Below are 21,057 nucleotides of genomic sequence, written 5' to 3' on the forward strand. Positions count from 1 at the left end.
CGGGCATTTCTACTTTAACGCCCTTGCAGTGGCGGGTCTCTCTCCCGGTTGCGCCTCGGATTTTCAGCCTGTACCCATATTTTACTAATACTCTAGCGCGTAAGTAATGTCAACCTTTTGGCAAAAATGAACTTGCCCGACTATTGCATACACAGTCTGCCCGGCGGCGTTTCAACCGGTGCGGCCCGTGGGAAATTTAATTCGCCTACACAAAGCGCACCGGCAGAGATTTTTAAATTCTCTTATTACAGCTTCCAAGTTTGTACAAGATTTAGGATTTTTGCTACCAGGGTTCCGGATCAGAAGCTGTCCGCTAGACCGACTACGCTTTTTATATATGCGCTTTACCGCTACGTTAAATTATAGCTTAAAGCCTTCCTAAAAGGACGGGGCTTTAAACTATAATTTTTTTGGTAAGGCTTACTTACTATTGTTGATCGCTTTTTTATGCCTTTTCCGAGATCTAGTGGTCTTTTGCTCCATCCGACATCCCTACCCAGTCCCTTTGGTATTGGTGACTTAGGTTTACAGGCTTATCAATTCATTGACTTTTTGGCAGAAAGCGCCCAGCAATACTGGCAAATCTTGCCCCTTGGTCCGATTGGGTATGGTAACTCTCCCTATGGCTCTTACTCAGCCATGGCAGGCAATCCCCTGCTCATTAGCCCAGAACAATTGCAAAAGCAGGGACGGCTGTTGGATGAAGACTTTGCCAATTTACCAGAGTTTCCCCTCGACTCAGTGGATTATGATCAGGTAATTCAAACAAAGATGCCCCTGTTGTACCAAGCTTGCGATCGCTTCCGTGCCAACGCCTCACCCCAAGAGCACCAGAAATTTACAGAATTTTGTCAAGCAAAAGCCAGCTGGTTGGAAGACTATGCTTTATTTATGGCTGTTCATGATGCCTTTGACCAGAGTAGCTGGCATACTTGGGAAACAGACATTGCTATGGCTCAACCCAAAGCAGTTGAGTATTGGCGGCAGAAATTGCAGGATGAAATTTATTTCTACAAATACCTACAGTTTGAGTTTTTCTGCCAGTGGTCAGCTCTCAAACAGTACGCCAATCATCACCAGATCCAGATTATTGGTGATATCCCAATTTATGTGGCTCATGATAGTGCTGATGTCTGGGCTCATCGGGAAATCTTTGCCATTGATCACCACACTGGAGAACCCACACTCATGGCTGGGGTCCCTCCCGACTATTTCAGTGCCACAGGTCAGTTGTGGGGTAATCCAGTTTACAACTGGGAACAGTTAAAGGCAGATAACTTCCGATGGTGGATACAACGCTTCCAAACTATCTTGGAGTATGTAGACATTGTGCGCATTGACCATTTCCGGGGATTTGAGGCCTACTGGCAAGTCAAGCAAGGAGAAACAACTGCCATCACTGGAGAATGGGTTAAGGCACCAGGAAAAGAATTTTTTGAAGTACTTCAAGACAAGTTGGGGAATTTGCCAATTATTGCCGAAGATTTAGGGATTATCACTCCAGAAGTAGAAGCATTACGCTCACGCTTCGAGTTTCCTGGTATGAAAATTTTACAGTTTGCCTTTAGTGGGGGATCAAGTAATCCTTACTTACCCTTTAACTATATCCAAAACTGTGTGGTTTACACCGGCACCCATGATAATGACACAACAGTGGGTTGGTTTAAAAAACTCTCTGGTGAAGATAAGCAGATTATAATTAATTACTGCGGAGCAGTCAGCCAAGAAGGCATCCATTGGGATTTAATTCGATTAGCGCTCAGTAGTATTGCCAACCAAGCGATTATTCCTGTGCAAGATATTTTAGGTCTGGACACAGATGCTCGAATGAATTTTCCCAGTACCGTAGAAGGTAACTGGCAATGGCGCTATCGACCGAATGCGTTGAGTGAAGAATTGGCTAATCGCCTCAAAATCCTCACTCACACTTACGGTCGTGCTCCCAGTTATGACTAGTAAACCTAGTTATATTGTATTGGAATAGTTTTAACAATTAATCCTATTAAGTTCATTATTGGTTGTTTATATTTTGACAAAAATGTTAATTATTAGTTAACAATCGTCAACTCACAATCCTACACAATTCTATTCTATACAAGGGATTAACTGGACTTTATATAAGTTAAGTTGTTGTTATAGCAATTAAATTTTAAGATACCAAATTTAATTGATTAACCAAGATAACAGGTGACATTAGGAAAGAGAGCCTACACTTGTGAACGTTTTATGATAAATCAGCATTGGTTTTCATGCATCTTCTATTTTGACTTTTAAATGCTATAAGTTGTGATTGTTTGAGTAAAATTTATAGGTTGTTGCCCCCAACTATTTGCTTTTTTAATGTTTAAGATTGATGAATCTAATGCTTTTCCCATAAGCTTGACTACTGAAGAGAGGGTCTAGGTTTAGCAGCAAAAGTTAATGCTTGTACTGCACCAGGAGCCCCCATCTGCTTTGCCTGTTGGTTATTGAACTCAACGATTACATTCCCAGCATCGCCAGCTTTAACAAATAGTTTTTCGTTAGCAACCCAAGTCTGGTGCGCTCCTTCTTCTAGGATGCCTTCATATTTTTTCTTGCCATCTGCCACGATCAGAAGCCAAGATCTACCTTTGAGAGTGATATCGACCTGAACTGGCTTATTTGGACTGGACGGTATCTTGGTTAAGGCTAACTGCGCTTGCGAGTTAGTTTGATCTAAATTACCGGGTGTCGGTAACGATTGAGCTGGAGACGAGTTTGGTTCCTTATCAGTTATTTGTGGCTTAGAAGGGTTGATTAGGACAGATAAGCCACTCACTGAACCAATAACCAAGCAAATGTAGAACAAATAAAGATGAAACGGTCGCAGTTGAGGAACCCTACTGTTACCCAAGGAAAGTTTTGACCTTTTTACAGTTACCCCAGTGGGAAAAGCCTTGGCAAACTCGTCTCCATTTAAGCCTAGTGCATCCCCAAAGTGCTTGATAAACCCTTGAACATACACAGGTTCTGGTAATTGGTCTAGCTTGCCTTGCTCTATTGCCCTCAAAAATCGTGCATTAATTCGGGTGCAAGCGGCAATTTCCTCAATGGTTTTACACTGTTCAGTACGTAACTGACACAGATATGACCCCATTTCTACCAGCTTCTTCTCTTGTTGTTGCTGCAACGGGACTTTGTTTTCATTCATACACGGTACTCCTCGACATCTGCTGGCATTTTTACTGAACAATGGTGGATTTACTGGTAAGAAAACTCACCTCTACATCATTCAAGGCACGGTAGTCACCACAAGGAAGAATTTGCTCTCCTGGTAGATTTAATTTAATCGAGCCAATAGCAGTACGATGTAGATGAATCACTGGATAGCTTAGCAGTTGAGCAACACGACGGATCTGTCGGTTTCTACCTTCCGTTAAGACTACCTCCAAAAGTGTGGATTGACCCTTACGCTTAAGTACACGGACTTGAGCGGGTAACGTTTTTTTACCCAGCAGATTAACACCTTCACGCCAAGTTTGCAGTACCGATTCTGGGGGATTACCCCGTACCCAAACCTGATACGTCTTAGGTATATGATGACTAGGATGGGTCAGGCGAAATGTTAGCTCACCATCATTGGTCAGTAGTAATGCACCTGTAGAATCCGCATCCAGCCTTCCTACAGGATGAATCCCCTGACCCTTGGTTAGTTTATCCGGTAATAAGTCAATTACTGTCGGACGATTCTGGGAATCTCGACAAGTGGAAACTACTCCAGCAGGCTTGTTCAGTAAAAGGTAGATAGATTGAGGTCGATGATAGGGGTTTATCGGTTTGCCATCCACTTCGATTACATCTGTTTCTGGATCAGCTTTCTGCCCCAAATGTACAGTCATACCATTTAGGCGCACTTGTCCTGCGGCTATCATCTTCTCGGCTCGACGCCGTGACGCAATACCCCACTGTGAAAGAATTTTTTGTACTCTTTCCTCCATGACCCAACATTTGGCTTTAGCTTTGTCTTCTGGACTATGGTGATGCTGAATCTAGTTTGTCTTATGCTTATAGTGTGCCCACGAGTTGATTGCCATGAGACAACGACTTCAAAATACTATGTACAAATAGTACAAGAAGGTGTTCTTTTGGTTAAAACTCCGAAAACTTCATTGCAAAAGCCAAGCCAGATTATCAGCAAAGTTATTTCCCCAGCGCTACGGTTGTGGCTGCGATCGCAAGTAGAGGAAGTTGCTACATTGCAACTAAGCATTGTGGGATGCGATCGCCAAATCCTAACTGGTTACATTCCTCAGGTTGCCCTTGCTGCCAAGCAAGCAGTTTATCAAGGACTGCATCTAAGCCAAATTCAGCTCGAAGGCAGTAATATTAGACTCAACCTGGGTCAGATAATTAAGGGTAAACCCCTACGTCTTTTAGAACCAGTTCCCGTAGTGGGTCAGCTATTACTCCTAGAACCAGACCTGCAATCATCTCTTGAAGCACCCTTGTTATCTAACGCTTTGACGGAGTTATTAAATACATTCCTTAAATCAGATGATATCATTCAACCCGGTAACGACCCAAAACAGCTACAAATATGCTGGCAAAAGATTAATATCAATATAGGACAGCTGACCTTAAGAGGCATTTCAACTAATCCTGATGTTGGTACCAAGCTGATCGTAATTCGTGCTGGTATCCAACTGGCGACCCCCAACCAACTGGAACTGAACCCGTTGCAAGTTCAGATAGACCCTGATGCCCCCCCTATTAGCTTAGATGGGTTTCTAATAAATTTAGGACCAGAGGTGGAGCTTCAAGAACTGACCCTCACAACTGGACAGCTAATATGTCGTGGAGGATTGAAGGTAATGCCTTAGTCGTTAGTCCTTAATCGTTATTTCTGATGCTTTGAGCTGTTATCAATGACGTGAGGTGTGGGGTGTAGGGGGTAGGGTGACCGGGTGTGGGGGTACAGACAAGCGATGCAGCACCTTCATGAGGGGGTTTCCCCCGGAGACAAAACCTGATTACGTTGAGCCTTTATGGTTGGTAGGCTATGCAGAAAAGGGGTAAAACTTATTGATTAGCGATGCAGCTTCGGAACAGGGGGTTTCCCCCACTCGCGCTTTGCATGGCTGACAAGGCTCAACTGTCTTACGGTAAATTCAAACCACTCGCGCTTTGCATGGCTGACAACGACAAGCGATGCAGCTTCGGAACAGGGGGTTTCCCCCACTCGCGCTTTGCATGGCTGACAATTAAGTACATGTTCTTATCCCCCACACCCCACACCCCACACCCCATACCCCACACCTGAGGTCAAAGTAAAAAATCTACCCTTATGGGGGAAACCCCCCCAGGTCGGCGCTGCCTCCCCTGTTCCCGTGCTGCATGGCTGTAAGCCCTGTCGAGAAAGTCTTTTGCTTCACAATCGCTCCCTTTTCGTGCTGCATCCGTTGCTAACTACAGGCGCGCCTGATGCTATTCCTTATCCATCCTTCCGTCATAATATTAAGTAATGTAACAATTTAGCTGTCATACCAGCTAAATGTCTTGACAGCTAGAGAGGAAGCCGATAAGGTTAAATACATACCCGGGTACAACGATATAAAAAATATATGCAAGACAAGCAAAAAGTTACTCTTTATCTTCCACCAGGATTGCACCGTCGGCTCAAAATTAAAGCGGCTGTTGATTCTGAATCAATGTCAGCTATGGTAGAGAGGGCGATTATATTCTACATAGAACACCAAGATGTGGTTGAAGAGGTAGACCAATATGGACAAACCCATAAAGTATACCCCTGTCCTGAGTGTTCTAGTGACTTGGTTCTCTCAGAGGGAAAATTAGTTGCTCTGAAAAACCAACCTGGTGTGATATCGGAAGAACTCCCAGTAGAAAAGGTAACAGCAAAAGTATGCTCCAGTACCGATTCTCACGGAGAAGAGGAATTGGTTCCTTGTTAAGGTAGCCAAAGTAAAAGTAGACAAATTAATCTACTCCCAGAGCAGACTTAGTTAGCTCAGTGGTTCAGTTGAAGATGTTTGGGCAGTTGTAAGCCGTCTCTAATATTAGGTAGAGTTATGCAAGAAGAGATAAACGTTCTCATTCAAGCTCAATATCCTCTAATCTACCTCGTGACTCCCGAGGAGGAGCGGGCAGAGAGGGCAATAGCAATGATTGCTCAAAGGAAGTCTCAACAGCAACGAGTCTTCGTTTGGACCGTCACTCACGGGATTGTTGAGTATGGTCAATCACGTCACACCACTCAGCACAATACGGTCTCTCCTGAGGCAGCAGTTCAGTGGGTAATTCAACAAAAAGAACCTGGTATATACATCTTTAAAGATTTACATCCCTTTATAGATGCACCAGCAACTACCCGATGGTTGCGGGATGCGATGGCAAGCTTTAGGGAGGAAGCTAAGAAGTCTCTTAAAAAGTCTATCATCGTAATGTCCCCGGTGCAGCAGATTCCGATTGAGTTGGAAAAGGAAGTGGTTGTCCTTGACTTTCCCCTGCCAAACCTTAAGGAACTTAACCAAGTCCTATCCCACCAACTGGATCAGAGTAAAACTCGCCGAACGACTACAGAAACTAGGGAAAAGCTTCTCAAAGCAGCATTAGGCTTGACCCGCGATGAAGCAGAGAAGGTTTATCGCAAAGCCTACGTTAAAGCTAATCGTCTTACTGAAGCTGAAGTCGATATTGTTCTATCCGAAAAGAAGCAGATCATCCGCCGCAACGGGATCCTAGAGTATATAGAAGAAGATGAAACCCTCGATTCTATAGGAGGGTTAGAGGAACTGAAGCGTTGGCTGAAGCAGCGCTCTAATGCCTTTACAGAGAGGGCGAGAGAATATGGTTTGCCTCAACCGAAGGGAATGTTGATTCTAGGGGTTCCTGGCTGTGGTAAATCTCTGATTGCCAAAACTACGTCTCGTTTATGGGGCCTACCACTATTGCGCCTGGATATGGGGCGAGTATACGATGGATCGATGGTAGGGCGCTCGGAAGCCAACCTGCGCAATGCTTTGAAGACGGCAGAATCAATCTCTCCAGCTATTCTCTTCATAGATGAGCTTGATAAGTCGTTTGCTGGTAGCAGCGGTTCTTCTGACTCTGATGGGGGTACTTCAAGTCGAATCTTTGGTTCTTTCCTGACCTGGATGCAAGAAAAAACCTCACCAGTCTTTGTGATGGCGACAGCAAACCGAGTGGAGCGCCTACCAGGAGAATTCCTGCGCAAAGGTCGTTTTGATGAGATATTTTTTGTTGATTTACCCAACACCCAAGAACGCCAGCAAATCTTTGAAATTCACCTGAAAAAGCGGCGTGGAGATATTGACCGCTTTGACATAGAACAGTTAGCTAAGGTTTCTGACGGTTTTTCAGGGGCTGAGATTGAGCAAGCTATGGTGGCAGCGATGTACGAGGCATTTGCTCAAGACCGGGAGTTTACTCAACTGGATATTATTGCCGCGATTAAATCAACTCAGCCTCTATCGCGCACGATGACAGAGCAGGTTGCAGCCCTGAGGGACTGGGCTAGGCAACGCGCGCGACCTGCTGCATCCTCCGTAGCTGAATATCAGCGTATGGAGTTCTAACAGGCTTTCTCCTGCTCCCAACAGGAGTAAAGGCTAGCAAAACATCATTGCTAGCAGTTTGATAAGTAGCCGCTTGTAATTGTTAAGGGCGGCTAGCCATAAAAGTAAAACGCTACGTTGTCGTTTCTCTGATACCTTTTCTGGAGGAAATCCACATGTCTCACTTTAGCACTCTGCGCACTAAAATCTCCGATGCCGAAATCCTGAAAACTTCCCTGTGTGACCTGGGAATCACTGTTAAGACAGAAGCTGATGTTCGTGGCTACAATGGTCAACGGGTTCGCGCTGACTTGGTTGCCGTTCTCGAAGGCGAATATGATCTCGGTTGGTCTCGCAACAGCGATGGCACCTTTGACCTGATTGCTGACCTCTGGGGTGTAGCTAAGAAGCACAACCAAACCGAGTTGATCAACTCCATCAACCAGAAGTATGCCGTTAACAAGACCTTGGCAGAAGTCAAGCAGCGTGGGCTAAACAATGCCAACGTTAAGTTGGTGCTGCAAAAGTAGTCCATTTAGGCGTTCCCAAGCTCACGGGTTGACCAATTGTATAGCGGGTTAACCCGTTTTTTTGTGCAAATTTTTATGCAATTGTATAAATTTCGATTTTATAATCCCCCATCCTTGAGCTGGGGGGAAGTTCAAGCAATTAATATATAGAATGTGTGAATGCAGTCTAATCTAGTATTTTGAGGGGATACCGTTGTGAGTAATGTGATTACAATCGAAGATCAAGAGTTTGAAATTGAAGTTTTAAAAGCCGAGAAGCCAGTACTGGTATACTTCTGGGCAACTTGGTGTGGACCATGCCGCTTAGTATCCTCATCAATAAACTGGGTTGCGGAAAATTATAGCGATCGCTTAAAAGTCATTAAGATGGAAGTAGACCCAGAGAAAAATAAAGATGCCGTTGCCAAGTGCAAGGTAGAGGGTGTCCCTGCTCTAAGACTGTTTAAAAATGGTGAGGTGACCAAATCCCACGAGGGAGCAATTACCAAAACTCAATTGCAGACTATGCTGGATGAGAACCTTTAGATTAGGGCAGTAAGGGGCAATGGGAGCAATGCCAGCGCCGATGGGAAAGGCTCGAAAAGAATAGACAAAAGAAAAATACTAAGATTAAAATGCAGTTTGCCCAACGTTTACAACCCCTGCAAGCAAATGTATTTGCCGATATGGATCAGGCAAAAGCGTTGGCAGCTGCTGGGAAAGAAATCATTGACCTATCCTTAGGGTCTTCCGATTTACCAGCTCCCAAGCATGTGTGTGCTGCGATTGAAGCCTCGTTGTATGAGCCCAGCACTCACGGTTACTTGCTGTTTCATGGTACTAAAGCTTTTCGTCAGGCAGCAGCTAGCTGGTATACTGAAAAATTTTGTATTCCGGTTGACCCAGAAACTGAGGTGCTACAACTGATTGGTTCTCAGGAAGGCACAGCTCATTTACCTTTAGCTGTGCTTAATCCGGGGGATTTTGCTCTGCTACAAGACCCAGGCTATCCTTCCCATTCCGGTGGTGTCCACCTAGCCAGTGGTCAGATTTATCCGATGCCCCTATTGGCAGAAAACAATTTTTTGCCTGTATTTGAGGATATCCCCGAGGCAGTGCTAGCTCAAGCACGGATGATGGTGTTGAGTTATCCCCATAATCCCACTACTGCGATCGCACCCTTGTCTTTTTTTGAGGAAGCAGTGGCGTTTTGTAAGTGCCATAACCTGGTATTAGTTCACGATTTTCCCTACGTTGATATCGTTTTTGAAGATACCAGAGGCAATGGGGAGCAGATCGGGAAAATCCCAAAAACCCTCAATCCCACCTCTGTTGCTCCCTCGGTTTTGCAAGCAGACCCAGAGAAGACTGTCTCGATTGAGTTTTTTAGCTTTTCCAAGTCTTACAATATGGGAGGCTTCCGGATTGGCTATGCTATCGGTAATCCTCAATTGATTCGAGCGTTGCGGCAGGTGAAAGCGGCCATTGACTTTAACCAATACAGGGGGATTCTCAATGGTGCGATCGCAGCGTTGAATGGTTCTCAAGACATTGTTAAACCTGTAGTCACCACCTATCAACAGCGGCGGGATACCTTTGTTCATGCTTTAAACCGCATTGGTTGGTCAGTGCCAGTGCCACCAGCCACTATGTATGTCTGGGCAAAATTGCCAGACCCTTGGGCAGGCAACTCAGTAAAATTTTGTACTAGCTTGGTAGAAGCCACTGGGGTTGCTGCTGCTCCAGGAGCTGGTTTTGGCAAGGCTGGTGAAGGCTATGTGCGTTTTGCCTTAGTACACGAACCAGACGTTTTGGAAAGAGCAGTGGAGAGAATTTCAGGATTTTTGAACAAGTACGTGTGACGCATTCCCCCACCTAGTCCAGGTGGGGGTTAGTCCACGCCAATACTGATTGCTAAAAATCTGGAACACTGATTGTTCGGTTTAAGAAGCGGAGGCCGTAGGCCACGGGGGGCGCGTTCGGCTTTGCCGACTTGTCGTCTAGTCTTTTATAAGTTATAATATTAATTATAAGGAAGTTTTGTTAGAAAGCCTGAAAACGCCAACCAAGATTATAAGAACTGACAAATGGCAGCTTAACCCAACCCCTGATCAAAAATTACTATTTGGGGAAACGGTTAAGGTGTATCGCCGTGCTTGTCGGTATTTGGTTGGAATTATTTACACTCACTGGTCTGAACTAGGTGAGTTAACAGCTAATCAGTTAACTCCTGCCGTTGAGAGGTTGATGCATCAAACGCAATCGCGACCAAATATCAAATACCCACAGTTCAACAAGGCTTTTTATAAATTTCCAAGTTACTACCGTCGTGCTGCAATAGCCTTCGCTGCTGGTCTTGTGAGTAGTTATGTGACCCGTTACAGCGAATGGCAGTCGGGTACACGGAAACGGCGAGACACTAAGCCACCAAGACTAAATGCTGATACTGGCTGTTATCCCGCTCTTTACAAAGGACAATGCTACAAACTGCATGGCTATGACCAAGTAGAAATCAAGGTTTTTAATGGCTCAGACTGGGTTTGGACTGGTGTTCAAATTACTGGCCTAAGAGAGCGTCATCTAGTGGCAACTAATAAGATGATGTCCCCTTCGTTGATCTTTAATGAAAGGGCTTGCTATCTATCTGTTCCATTTGCCTGTAAGCCAGAAAAAAGAAAACCACAAGCTAACGTCACAGCAGTAGATCTAGGAATAAATACTACTGCAACAATAGCGGTTGTCACTCATAGCGGCACTGTAATCCACCGTGAATTTATTCACCCTGGAAGAGACATAGACCGTCGGGACAAGCGACTGAAATCCGTATCCATGCGGGCATCTAAAACTATGGGTTTTGGCGGAAAACTTCACAAAGGATTCTGCTCGAAGACCTATGAAAAATGCCGAAGAATTAACCATCAAATCAGTCACGTCGTTTCCAAGAGAATTGTTGAGATTGCCGAACAGTTAAATTCTGAAGCTATTGTTTTTGAGAACCTTAAGGGATGGAAGCCAAAAGGTGGACGAAAACGCTCTAACCTACGGCAAAGGTTCCACGGATGGCTTAAAGCAAAAATCCGCAATTTCACCGAAATGAAATGGGCTGAATTAGGCGGAAAAGTTATAGAAGTTGTGGCAGCTTACACTTCAAAGTTGGCTTATGATGGTTCCGGCGTGGTCAAGAGGAATTCAAAAAAATACTCTTTAGCAACCTTCGCCTCAGGTAAACGCTTTAATGCAGATCTAAATGGCGCTTACAATATCGGTGCTAGAGGTGTGTCTAAGCTCGTTCGCAGAAATGACAACGAGGGTCGTTCCAGCAAAAGATCTGGACGACCACCTAGAAGCTGGGTCTGCCTGTGTGACTTGTGGGTTAGCGGTAATCCTAAGTTAGCATAGGACACCACCACCTCGGGCGAAGCCCGACGCTACGCGAACGGCTTGCCAGGTGGTGGAGCTTCATATCTCATTAATAGGTACCTATAGCCTAGGCATTAAACGTAAGTATTTAGGTTAAAAAAAGCCCTTTAATATTACACTTCAGACATTATAGCCTCAGAAACATTTGTTATAATAATGGTATGTAAAAATGTCTAACAATTCCCAAGCTGGAAAGATAAAAAGTTACATAAAAATTGTCAACTCGAATCCTGTAAGTAATTGGAAGGATTGACACTGTAGCTAATCAAATGGTGTACATTATTGGGAATAGTGGACAAAAAATGCCTTAAGTTCCATCAATAATCTTAACCCTTAATCATAACATCCAATGACTACTGCTGCACCAGCTAAAACTCAATACGAAGCAATCATTGGTTTAGAAACCCATTGTCAGCTTAGTACCGAAACCAAGATTTTTTCTAACTCTTCGACAAAATTTGGTGCTACCCCTAATACCAATATTGACCCAATTTGTATGGGGATGCCAGGAGTGTTACCGGTTCTGAATCAAAAGGTACTAGAGTATGCTGTCAAAGCGGGTTTAGCACTCAATTGCCAGATTGCTCCCTACAGCAAATTTGACCGGAAACAGTATTTTTATCCTGACCTACCCAAAAACTACCAGATTTCCCAATACGACTTGCCCATTGCTGAGCATGGCTCACTGGAAATTGAAGTGTCCGATGATGACGGTAATCCTATCCGTAAAACGATTGGCATCACTCGCCTACACATGGAGGAAGATGCCGGGAAACTGGTTCATGCTGGTAGTGACCGACTGGCTGGTTCTACCTACTCCCTAGTGGATTTCAACCGTGCTGGGGTACCTCTGATTGAAATAGTATCAGAACCTGATCTGCGCTCTGGTCAAGAGGCAGCAGAATATGCTCAAGAGCTGCGTCGGATTGTACGCTACATCGGTGTCAGTGATGGCAACATGCAAGAAGGGTCCCTGCGTTGTGATGTCAATATATCTGTACGTCCTGTTGGTCAGAAGGAGTTTGGCACCAAAGTTGAAATCAAAAATATGAACTCCTTCAATGCTATCCAGAAGGCGATTGAGTACGAAATTGACCGGCAAATCGCAGCTGTGGAAGCTGGAAAATCGATTATTCAAGAAACTCGCCTTTGGGAAGAGGGTAGTCAACGCACCATTAGTATGCGGACTAAGGAAGGATCCAGCGATTACCGCTATTTTCCTGAACCTGACTTACCACCGATTGAAGTATCAACGGAACAATTAGAGCAATGGCGCAGTGAGCTAGCGGAACTTCCGGCCCAGAAGCGGCATCGTTATGAAAGTGAACTGGGACTTTCTGCCTATGATGCCCGGGTGTTGACGGATGATCGTCAAGTGGCAGAGTATTTTGAAACAACTGTTGCTGCTAATGCTAATCCCAAACAAGCCGCAAACTGGGTAATGGGAGATATTGCTGCTTATCTTAAGACTGAGAAACTGGCTATTACAGAGATTGCTCTCAAACCCGAGACTCTGGCAGAACTGATCAACCTGATTGATAATGACACCATTAGTGGTAAGATTGCCAAGGAGATTTTGCCAGAATTACTCTCTAAAGGTGGTTCTGCTAGGGAACTAGTGGAACGTAAGGGGTTAATTAAGATCTCTGACCCAAATGAACTCTCAACCATTATTGATGAGGTACTGGCGGCTAATCCTAAGGAACTCGAACAGTATCGCAATGGTAAGACCAAGCTGCAAGGTTTCTTTGTGGGACAGGTGATGAAAAAAACTAGCGGACGAGCTGATCCTAAGCTGACTAACCAAATTTTGGGCAAGAAGCTCAAGGGTGATTGAGGTAACGGGCTTGCCAGGTGTTGCTGATCACTAAATCACTAATTACCAACCACAAATAACAAATAACTAAGAAAAGGAGAGTCACTGACGTGACCCTCCCGATCATCAGGGTGCATCTACATATCAAAATATACACTATTTTGTATGAGGGGTGTAACCCCTTTTTTTGTTTTTTTGTAAAGTTTTGAGATTTTATAGCAATTATCGAAATTAGGGCTACACATCAAGCTACAGATCAATACCCTTGGTGCGTAAGTCCAGAAGACTTGATATAATCCCGGATCGGGCATGAATTATGGTTGAAATGGAGGAATCATGTCGGACTGGCAAGAGATTAGTGGTGGGATAACAGCTCCCAGGGGCTATCAGGCAGCAGGGATTACCGCAGGTTTAAAACCGTCGGGTCAGCCAGACTTAGGGTTGATATTATCAGAGGTGGATGCGATCGCAGCTGGGGTGTTCACGACCAGTCATGTCCGGGCTGCTTGTGTAGATTATTGCCGTCAACGCTTACAGTCTAAAGCTAGTGCTCGTGCTATTTTGTGTAATGCCGGACAAGCCAATGCAGCAACGGGTGAGCAGGGTTGGCAGGATGCTCTAGCTAGTGCTAAAGCTTTGGGTGAAGCACTCAATGTTTCCCATAAGTCGATTTTGTTGGCATCGACAGGGGTGATTGGTCAACGAATCAAGATGGATGCTCTATTGTCAGGAATTCCCCCATTGGTAGCACAAGCATCCGAAACTGGTTCCGATGCAGCAGCTCAAGCGATTATTACCACGGATTTAGTCACTAAATCCATTGCTCTGGAAACCATGATTGATGACCGTCCGGTCAGGATGGGTGGTATTGCTAAGGGCTCTGGTATGATTCATCCCAACATGGCGACTCTGCTAGCATTTGTAACCTGTGATGCTGCAGTTTCTACTTCCCTGTGGCAACAGATGTTACAGCGGGCAGCGGATAAAAGTTTTAATCAAATTACCGTAGATGGGGATACCAGCACCAATGACACTCTAATTGCCTTGGCTAATGGTCAGTCCCGAACATCAGCGATTACAGAAATCGGACCAGCAGCTCAGAAGTTGGAGGGGATGCTCACAGCAGTATGTCAGCATTTGGCAAAAGCGATCGCACGGGATGGAGAAGGAGCAACCTGTTTGATTGAAGTCCAAGTGACTGGCGCACCGGATGATAAAGGAGCTCGTCAAATTGCTAAGACCATTGTTGGGTCATCCTTGGTTAAGTCTGCCATCTTTGGACGAGACCCAAACTGGGGCAGAATTGCCGCAGCCGCTGGCCGTGCAGGAGTACCCTTTGAGCAAGAAAATCTGCGGATTCAGTTAGGGGATGTCTTGCTGATGGAAAATGGTCAACCCTTAGGGTTTGACCGTCAACAGGCTAGTGATTATCTCAAGCAGGCTGCTGCTGGTGCTTATCTTAAAGAAGATACAGTTTTAATTCAGGTTAATGTGGGCAATGGTCATGGTGTTGGTCAGGCTTGGGGTTGTGATTTGAGTTATGACTATGTCCGGATTAATGCCGAATATACCACTTGATTAGTTTTGTCGCCAAAGATGTCTTAAACAATAACAAACCATAACAAATCCTTATAGCAAAGGGAACAGCGGATCTGGGAACAGCGGATCTGGGAACAGGGAACAAAAATTCTCATAATTCCTACACGGATCCCTATAATAATCAATTAATCAACCTAGTTATGGTTAATTGGTTATTGTTTATTTAAAGACCAATCATAGTTCAGATATTTTATCTTGTAATTCCCCTGTTCAAGATACTCCTGATCCTCTGGACTAAGGTAGTCACTGATAAAGTTTAACACCGCTCGTTGATTGGCGTTACCAGTAAATTTGTCATCGATACCATAGGTTTTTTTCCAATCTTCCCCAAACCACTTAAAGATGGAAGAAAGATATACGGTATCTTTTTGACGATCAATACGAAACCCATGGGGACTAACTAGAAATTTATGTGTCTGGTCATCCAGTTGCTGATCGAGTTTTTCCCCAGTATAAGGTTCGTTTCTTAAGGGAGGACAACTGATAGCGGCGCAAACTAAAGCCATATGAATTCGGGGCTCGTTGAATTGCGTTCGCAGTGTCTTGTGTTCGATATTATCTAAGGTTTTAGATTCTCCAGCGATGTTGAATTCGCGTCCTTTCCAGACTCCTTTAATGTCCCGAATACTCTTTTTTACCGGGCTTTGATCAATAATGGATTCTAGAGTAAAGGAGTTGTAAGCATTTATCAGGAAAGCAATTTTTTCTGCTTCATCCCAAGACTGATAGGTGCTAGGATCAACAGCACCTAAGGAGGTATTAAACGTCTCCAGTTGCTCTGGATTTTTCTGCAATTCTTGGTAATTAACTAGCGCTTTATTGTTGACATGGGTTTTTAAGACAGTAGCATAGTCGTCATAATTCAATAGAGTCGTGTCAGTGCCTCTATTTACTTGTACTTCAGACTCTTGTGCTGGTGCTTGATTTATCGGTACGGAAAGTGTACAACTTGTCAGGATAATCAGGGTTGGAAGTAGGGTTAGTAATCTCTTGGATGTATTCATAGTAGTTCAGATGATTTAGCCGATAATATGCTTGACCTAGGCAATTTTGATTAAAGCTAATCAATCTGAGTTTTGGTTGAGAGCAACATTAGGATTGTGGTAATGGGTCCAAAACCAACCCAAAACAAAGGGTAACCATAGCCACCATCGCTCCTGAGGAGTTAGATACCAGCTGTAGTTATCTAAAGCCATGCGATGCTGAAGTACAAAGTAAATAAAAGTAGAGATACTGACTAAACGTACTCCCAGATTTCTAGAAGGAACAGCAAAAGGAATTATCCAAGTGAAGTACCAAGCATGGATAATCGGAGATAGGATTAGCAGGAAAAAAAAGTACCATTCTGTGAATTGTTGAAAATTGCGCGATCGCAAAATTAGCCAACTTACCGTTAACCCCAGGGGAAAAGCATAAATCCAATTAACCCAGCGAGAAGGTTCCCAATATTCACTAACAATATAAGGAATCAATTCCGCACTGCGACCATGGGACACAAACACTGATCCAGTAGGAATCAAAGGACATTCTCCACTAGAGCAAAATTGGAGAGCAGTGATGCCAAAAGGTAAGAAACCGCACAATAGCACTACTATTGCTAGTTTTACCCCTACTTTTCGGAAAGCTTGCCAGGTCAGAAAGCCTAAAATTGGCAAAGACATCCACTTCACTGCCATACTAATTCCTACCAGTAAAGCCGAAGCAATCCAGTGCCACCAGGTCAGGGAGTGATTCGATGAAGACATCAAGGGGTCAGTAAATGAGGAGTATTCTGCTACTGTCCCATTGTCCAATCTTTCCTCTATTTCTTTTATTTCTGTCTGCCTTAAACTCTCTTTTTTTCGGTCAAATACTAACCAAGCTGCCACTAGGGGTAAAATAAACCAACTGTCGTAATGAGCACCACCAGCAAAGGAGTAAATTATCAAAGGATTCCAGGCATAGAAGATTGCCTGTTGATAACCAAATCGACGACTGAGTAACCAACAGATTAATAAGTCAGCTAAGATAAATGCAATTTTGAACAACCAAACCTTAAGGTCAATCAGCGCTAAGAGCCGGAAACCTAATTGCGCTACTGGTGGATAGATAGCAGAAACAGTAGGATGATTGATTAGTGACCACCATTCGGTATGGTAGCGAATCAGTTCAGCAGCATTAGGTGGTAAATGGTATGGACTAAACCCTAACGTTTGAATATACCCTTCCCATAGATAGCGCCATACATCATCTCCAGGATACATTGGTAGCAGTAGCAGCCTGCTTAGGATAGTAGTACTCCAAAAATTTAGTCCTAAGTGCTCAGTTTTAAGTTTTCGGAAGTACTTGATACTAAGAGATTTGGTGAATCCTTTGTAGACCCCTTCCCAAAATCTTGTCTTGATACTGTTATTGTTAATTCTGTTGTTAATTCTTTTTGCTTGTTGGGAAATCCCAAGTTTCCTGTTGTCAACTTCCGCAGGATATCTAGTATAGACGCTTAATCCCCAAGACAACAGAAAACCTAAGCTGATTACACCGATACCTAACCAAAATCGAGGCACAGCTCCCACCTCTCGGAAATCTCCATGAGGCACAATCAAGATACAACCTAACAACAGGAGTAGAGAACTAAGCCATATATATAGCGTTTTCATTTGAGATGTGAAACTAGGATTGATGGAAATTCCCTATTCCCTCTTCAACACTTTTACCGATTGTTCCATCTGCCTGGGTAAGCTTAAGGCGACGTAGATATAGACGACCTAAAGTCATCAAAATTATTGTTCCTGCTTGGACACTACCAGAAAGGGTACCAGATATTTTCGAGCGTCCCCCTTGTCGGCGACGGTAACCAACAGGAATTTCACAGATTCGCAAACCACATTCGATGGCACGGGCTTGCATTTCTACTGTCCAGCCAAATCCTCTATCTTGCATTTGGATTTCATCCAAAGCTGAACGGCGAATTAGGCGCAATGGTCCTAAATCCTGATACCAGTGTCCCCAACCACAACCGATCAGGAAGGTAGCCAGCCAGTTGCCAAAATTTTGCACTGGGGTCATCGCGTTACGTCCACCTACTGTGGCGCGGCGGTTACCTAAAATTAGGTCATACTTATGCGGTTCAGCTAGAAACTGGGGTAAATAACTTAAGTCATCACTCCCATCGCCATCACAAAATAATATCCAATTAATATCTCGGTCTAGTTGCTGCAATCCCCGCCAACAGGCTCGACCGTAACCAGGAATAGGCTCACAGATTACCTCGGCACCGGCTTCTTTTGCTTTAATAATACTGTTGTCGGTGCTGCCATTATCGACTACCCGAATATTGTTCAAATTATAGGATTGAAGAGACTTAATCACCCCAGTGATAGTGGTTTCTTCATTGAGAACAGGGATAATTACTAAGATATTGTGGTTATTACTCATGAGTTATCCAGCATTTCTATTTTAGTTGTGAACAGAATTGGTAAAGGAAAGGCAATAGGCAATAGGCAATAGGCAAGAGGCAATAGGCAATAGGCAAGAGGCAATAGGCAATAGTTAATTAAATATATATATCATCTGGATTTTTGGTAGCGATGCAGTTTTAAATTGGGTTAATTTTCTGGTCTGTAAGATTATTTGCCAAAGTAAGCTGCATACACAAAGGCAAAAGCAGTAGAACTGGGGATAGGAGTGCGATCGAATTCTTCTACTAATACAGTTTGAAGTTGGCTATCCCAACGTGCTCTAATTGGACGACCATTGAATTCTACAACTTTTTCGCCCACTTTTTTTAATTGATCATGGACAAATTGATAGCTAGCCCCAGAAAATTGGTTTTTAGGGGTTTGTTGATCCGCTTCCCACACATAGCTAACAATAGCTTTGGGATGAAGGGTAAGTCGTTGTTGATTTCTGACTGGGAAAATAATTCGCTTATCGGTATAGTAGCTACCATAGGGATAACTGAAGTAATCCCGGTTATGACCTGTGTCAGTGGATAGAATTTTACTGTTGGGATACTTGCTTAACCAAGCGCCAAGAGTAGTTTTGATAGCGGGAATTGTTTTAAGATTACGATTGACTTTAGCACCAATAATACCCATCCCCCAAGGTTGAGAGTAAAGGGTATCATCGGCACGGTCATACATGACTAGGCAACTTTGATAAAGTTTGCCTGTAACACCGTAGGTTGTATTGCTGCGATTAAAAGCGACTATAGTATCACAAAGGGGACAATAGGATACACTAACATTAACTCCACCTACTGTGTCATTCACCAATTCATGCCAATTCATGACCCCGAAAGGATAGGCTTTGGCTTCTCCATTTACCACCACACCAATCACAGTTTCTGTTTTAGAAAATGGTGTGGTTTGAGCCGTATCAAACTTAGGATTATCGATACTAGGAATACCGTCTTTTGGGGGACCACCATTGAGGAGTTCAGTTAAATTAATGCGAGTGGATTTTGCTGGATTAAGATTTTGTTTTTGGAGGTCAGTGATTTCCTGGTCTTGGTTGTGGAGATAGGCAGTAAGATGGAAGTAACGGAGTTTGAAATTATCCCAGCTCCCGGCTTGTACGACTAGTGCCATCAAACATAGCCCGACTAAGGAAGTAGTGCTGAGGGCTATTTTAAGTAATTTATTCATAATCGTGCTTTCCCTGCCTAGATATCACTGCTCACCTAATGAGTGCGAGCCCGTGGGTGGTGCGTTACGGGACGGACTATCCCAGGTGCTCAGATGCGTAAAATCAGAGGCTTTCCGTCCCTAACGCACCCTACGCACCTGGCACCCTACGCAACTGCCTAACCCCAGCATCAGGGGCTGTGGCTGGAATCCCTAACCTTAGGGTGAGGGCATAACATGAAACCAAGGTGAGTGATATCTGAGAATTTGATGAAGGATTGATGGCTATAGCATTTTCAAATCGATCATCAAACTCAATGGTGATTTGTAATATAGCAGTCTAATAAAGTCGCAAACTGCTATATGAGATTTAGCCCTTACGATTCTTCATCGATCCGATTATTACCAACATCAAAAACAATTATAAATTCCGCATCCGGCATCAATCGTTTCAGAGCCCATAAATGTCCCTCCGCATCCGATCGATTGCGAAAGCGAGCAACAACAACTCTTTGCATTTGTGGTAACAACCGAATGACCACCCACGGATGAAGGCGTTCAGAATAGGTCATCATGAAAGTATCTCCTTGTTATAGGGGAGCCAGAGCTAGCCCGTAGAGATTGGACGCTTCCCGGGCTAGCTCTTGACTCTGGGCGTCTCAGCGCCCACATATATACTATAGCACAAAAATCTTTATATTATAGCATATTTTTAAAATTTTGTAACAAATGCTCGGGAGTCGGGAGCAGGGAATTTTGAGCAGGTAAACGAAATATGTCCTAAGCTTTGGTTAGACTGCTTTTAAATAGTAAAATTAGGATAATAATCGATACACTTTAATTAACTAAAATGCTACCTTCTCTTACCAATTCGCTAACTTTACCTGGCATTCTGCAACGAAGATAGCGTGGTTGTGCCCCGATAGAGCATGACGTTTCAAAGTCCTCACTTTTGTTTATCCAGCCGCCAACGCATTTCTTTAAGGCAAAAGTAGTGCTCCAACATAATTGAGCAGACCATCTAGCAGTGATTGGCACACTTCCATTACTAATAGAACCTCTGGTCATAGAAGAGACTTTGATGTTACTAACCCACTGCTCTTTTGACTCAACATTGAAAGTAGGATTAGCAGATATGAAATTATCAAGCTCTTGTCCCAGAGTGCCTGTTTCCGGAAGGCGTACAGAAAATATTCCATCCTCAAAGTTTGCACTACGTCCAGAGGCAATCAAAAAATCATTGCTTTGTCCTATCCCTTCAGTGGTTGACTGATTAGGAGATGTATAGGCAAAGGTTTCCAGTGGTTTGGGGATATCTACTACGGCTAAAGTGGTGATAATGGATGCTAAACCAAGGGTGCTTAATAAGTTCGGTAGTTTCATTAATTTTTCGGTCTTTTTAGGATTGTATTGGTTTGGTAATAGCACCCTATTTTTTCTGATCAAAAATTGATATAGCTCTGGATTTCTAGCGATGCAGCACGGTCTTGGGGAGGCAGCGCTGCTCCCTGCTCCCTGCTCCCTGCTCCCTGCTCCCTGCTCCCTGCTCCCTGCTC

General features: G+C 43.9%; 18 protein-coding genes. 10 read left to right on the forward strand and 8 right to left on the reverse strand.

Going from position 1 to position 21,057, the window contains the following annotated elements; all coding sequences use genetic code 11:
- Positions 1 to 447: 447 nt before the first annotated feature.
- Positions 448 to 1,956, forward strand: a complete 1,509-nt coding sequence (gene malQ / locus AC4II3_RS20475; protein WP_488016375.1) for a 4-alpha-glucanotransferase — start codon at positions 448 to 450, stop codon at positions 1,954 to 1,956.
- 427 nt (positions 1,957 to 2,383) lie between these two features.
- Here malQ and AC4II3_RS20480 read toward each other — a convergent pair whose 3' ends face one another.
- A complete protein-coding gene (locus AC4II3_RS20480) occupies positions 2,384 to 3,172 on the reverse strand; it encodes a helix-turn-helix domain-containing protein (protein WP_488016373.1) in 789 nt (262 codons plus the stop codon).
- Positions 3,173 to 3,203: 31 nt separating this feature from the next.
- Positions 3,204 to 3,959 carry a pseudouridine synthase gene (locus tag AC4II3_RS20485; RefSeq protein WP_488016371.1) on the reverse strand — a complete coding sequence of 252 codons (756 nt, stop codon included), beginning with the start codon at positions 3,957 to 3,959 and terminating at the stop codon, positions 3,204 to 3,206.
- A gap of 171 nt (positions 3,960 to 4,130) precedes the next feature.
- Here AC4II3_RS20485 and AC4II3_RS20490 point away from each other — a divergent pair, with 171 nt between their 5' ends.
- The 9 genes from AC4II3_RS20490 to argJ all read left to right on the forward strand — a co-directional run bounded on the left by AC4II3_RS20490 (position 4,131) and on the right by argJ (position 14,876).
- Entirely contained in the window at positions 4,131 to 4,841 is a 711-nt protein-coding gene (locus tag AC4II3_RS20490; protein WP_488016369.1) for an LmeA family phospholipid-binding protein, read from the forward strand.
- Between the two features lie 741 nt (positions 4,842 to 5,582).
- Complete coding sequence (locus AC4II3_RS20495; RefSeq protein WP_075902649.1) at positions 5,583 to 5,930, forward strand: slr0373 family blue light stress response protein; 348 nt, start codon at positions 5,583 to 5,585, stop codon at positions 5,928 to 5,930.
- Between the two features lie 117 nt (positions 5,931 to 6,047).
- The gene (ycf46, locus tag AC4II3_RS20500) at positions 6,048 to 7,574 is read left to right on the forward strand and encodes a stress-responsive protein Ycf46 (RefSeq protein WP_488011981.1); all 1,527 of its coding nucleotides are present in this window, start codon (positions 6,048 to 6,050) and stop codon (positions 7,572 to 7,574) included.
- Positions 7,575 to 7,729: 155 nt separating this feature from the next.
- Complete coding sequence (locus AC4II3_RS20505; RefSeq protein WP_070394816.1) at positions 7,730 to 8,083, forward strand: DUF1257 domain-containing protein; 354 nt, start codon at positions 7,730 to 7,732, stop codon at positions 8,081 to 8,083.
- Positions 8,084 to 8,278: 195 nt separating this feature from the next.
- Positions 8,279 to 8,608, forward strand: a complete 330-nt coding sequence (locus AC4II3_RS20510) for a thioredoxin family protein (RefSeq protein WP_488011979.1) — start codon at positions 8,279 to 8,281, stop codon at positions 8,606 to 8,608.
- An 89-nt stretch (positions 8,609 to 8,697) separates the two neighbouring features.
- Positions 8,698 to 9,924, forward strand: coding sequence for an LL-diaminopimelate aminotransferase (locus tag AC4II3_RS20515; RefSeq protein ID WP_488011978.1), 1,227 nt, complete (start codon positions 8,698 to 8,700; stop codon positions 9,922 to 9,924).
- Between the two features lie 190 nt (positions 9,925 to 10,114).
- The gene (locus tag AC4II3_RS20520) at positions 10,115 to 11,461 is read left to right on the forward strand and encodes an IS200/IS605 family accessory protein TnpB-related protein (RefSeq protein ID WP_488011984.1); all 1,347 of its coding nucleotides are present in this window, start codon (positions 10,115 to 10,117) and stop codon (positions 11,459 to 11,461) included.
- Between the two features lie 370 nt (positions 11,462 to 11,831).
- A complete protein-coding gene (gene gatB, locus AC4II3_RS20525) occupies positions 11,832 to 13,319 on the forward strand; it encodes an Asp-tRNA(Asn)/Glu-tRNA(Gln) amidotransferase subunit GatB (protein WP_488011976.1) in 1,488 nt (495 codons plus the stop codon).
- A 315-nt stretch (positions 13,320 to 13,634) separates the two neighbouring features.
- Positions 13,635 to 14,876 (forward strand): bifunctional ornithine acetyltransferase/N-acetylglutamate synthase, encoded by a 1,242-nt coding sequence (argJ, locus tag AC4II3_RS20530; RefSeq protein ID WP_488011974.1) that lies wholly within the window; start codon positions 13,635 to 13,637, stop codon positions 14,874 to 14,876.
- 173 nt (positions 14,877 to 15,049) lie between these two features.
- Here the strand turns inward: argJ and AC4II3_RS20535 are convergent, their stop codons facing one another.
- The 6 genes from AC4II3_RS20535 to AC4II3_RS20560 form a co-directional block, all read right to left on the reverse strand.
- On the reverse strand, positions 15,050 to 15,901 hold the full coding sequence (locus tag AC4II3_RS20535) for a DUF547 domain-containing protein (RefSeq protein WP_488011972.1): 852 nt from the start codon (positions 15,899 to 15,901) through the stop codon (positions 15,050 to 15,052).
- Between the two features lie 60 nt (positions 15,902 to 15,961).
- Entirely contained in the window at positions 15,962 to 17,533 is a 1,572-nt protein-coding gene (locus AC4II3_RS20540; protein WP_488011970.1) for an MptA/MptB family glycosyltransferase, read from the reverse strand.
- 13 nt (positions 17,534 to 17,546) lie between these two features.
- Entirely contained in the window at positions 17,547 to 18,311 is a 765-nt protein-coding gene (locus AC4II3_RS20545; protein ID WP_488011968.1) for a glycosyltransferase family 2 protein, read from the reverse strand.
- Between the two features lie 191 nt (positions 18,312 to 18,502).
- Positions 18,503 to 19,522, reverse strand: coding sequence for a DUF3179 domain-containing protein (locus AC4II3_RS20550; protein WP_488011966.1), 1,020 nt, complete (start codon positions 19,520 to 19,522; stop codon positions 18,503 to 18,505).
- A 356-nt stretch (positions 19,523 to 19,878) separates the two neighbouring features.
- Positions 19,879 to 20,073: a hypothetical protein gene (locus AC4II3_RS20555; protein WP_008177713.1), complete on the reverse strand. Its 195-nt coding sequence runs from the start codon at positions 20,071 to 20,073 to the stop codon at positions 19,879 to 19,881.
- 265 nt (positions 20,074 to 20,338) lie between these two features.
- Complete coding sequence (locus tag AC4II3_RS20560) at positions 20,339 to 20,884, reverse strand: hypothetical protein (RefSeq protein WP_488011964.1); 546 nt, start codon at positions 20,882 to 20,884, stop codon at positions 20,339 to 20,341.
- Positions 20,885 to 21,057 lie beyond the last annotated feature (173 nt).

The sequence above is a fragment of the Moorena sp. genome (assembly GCF_982860115.1).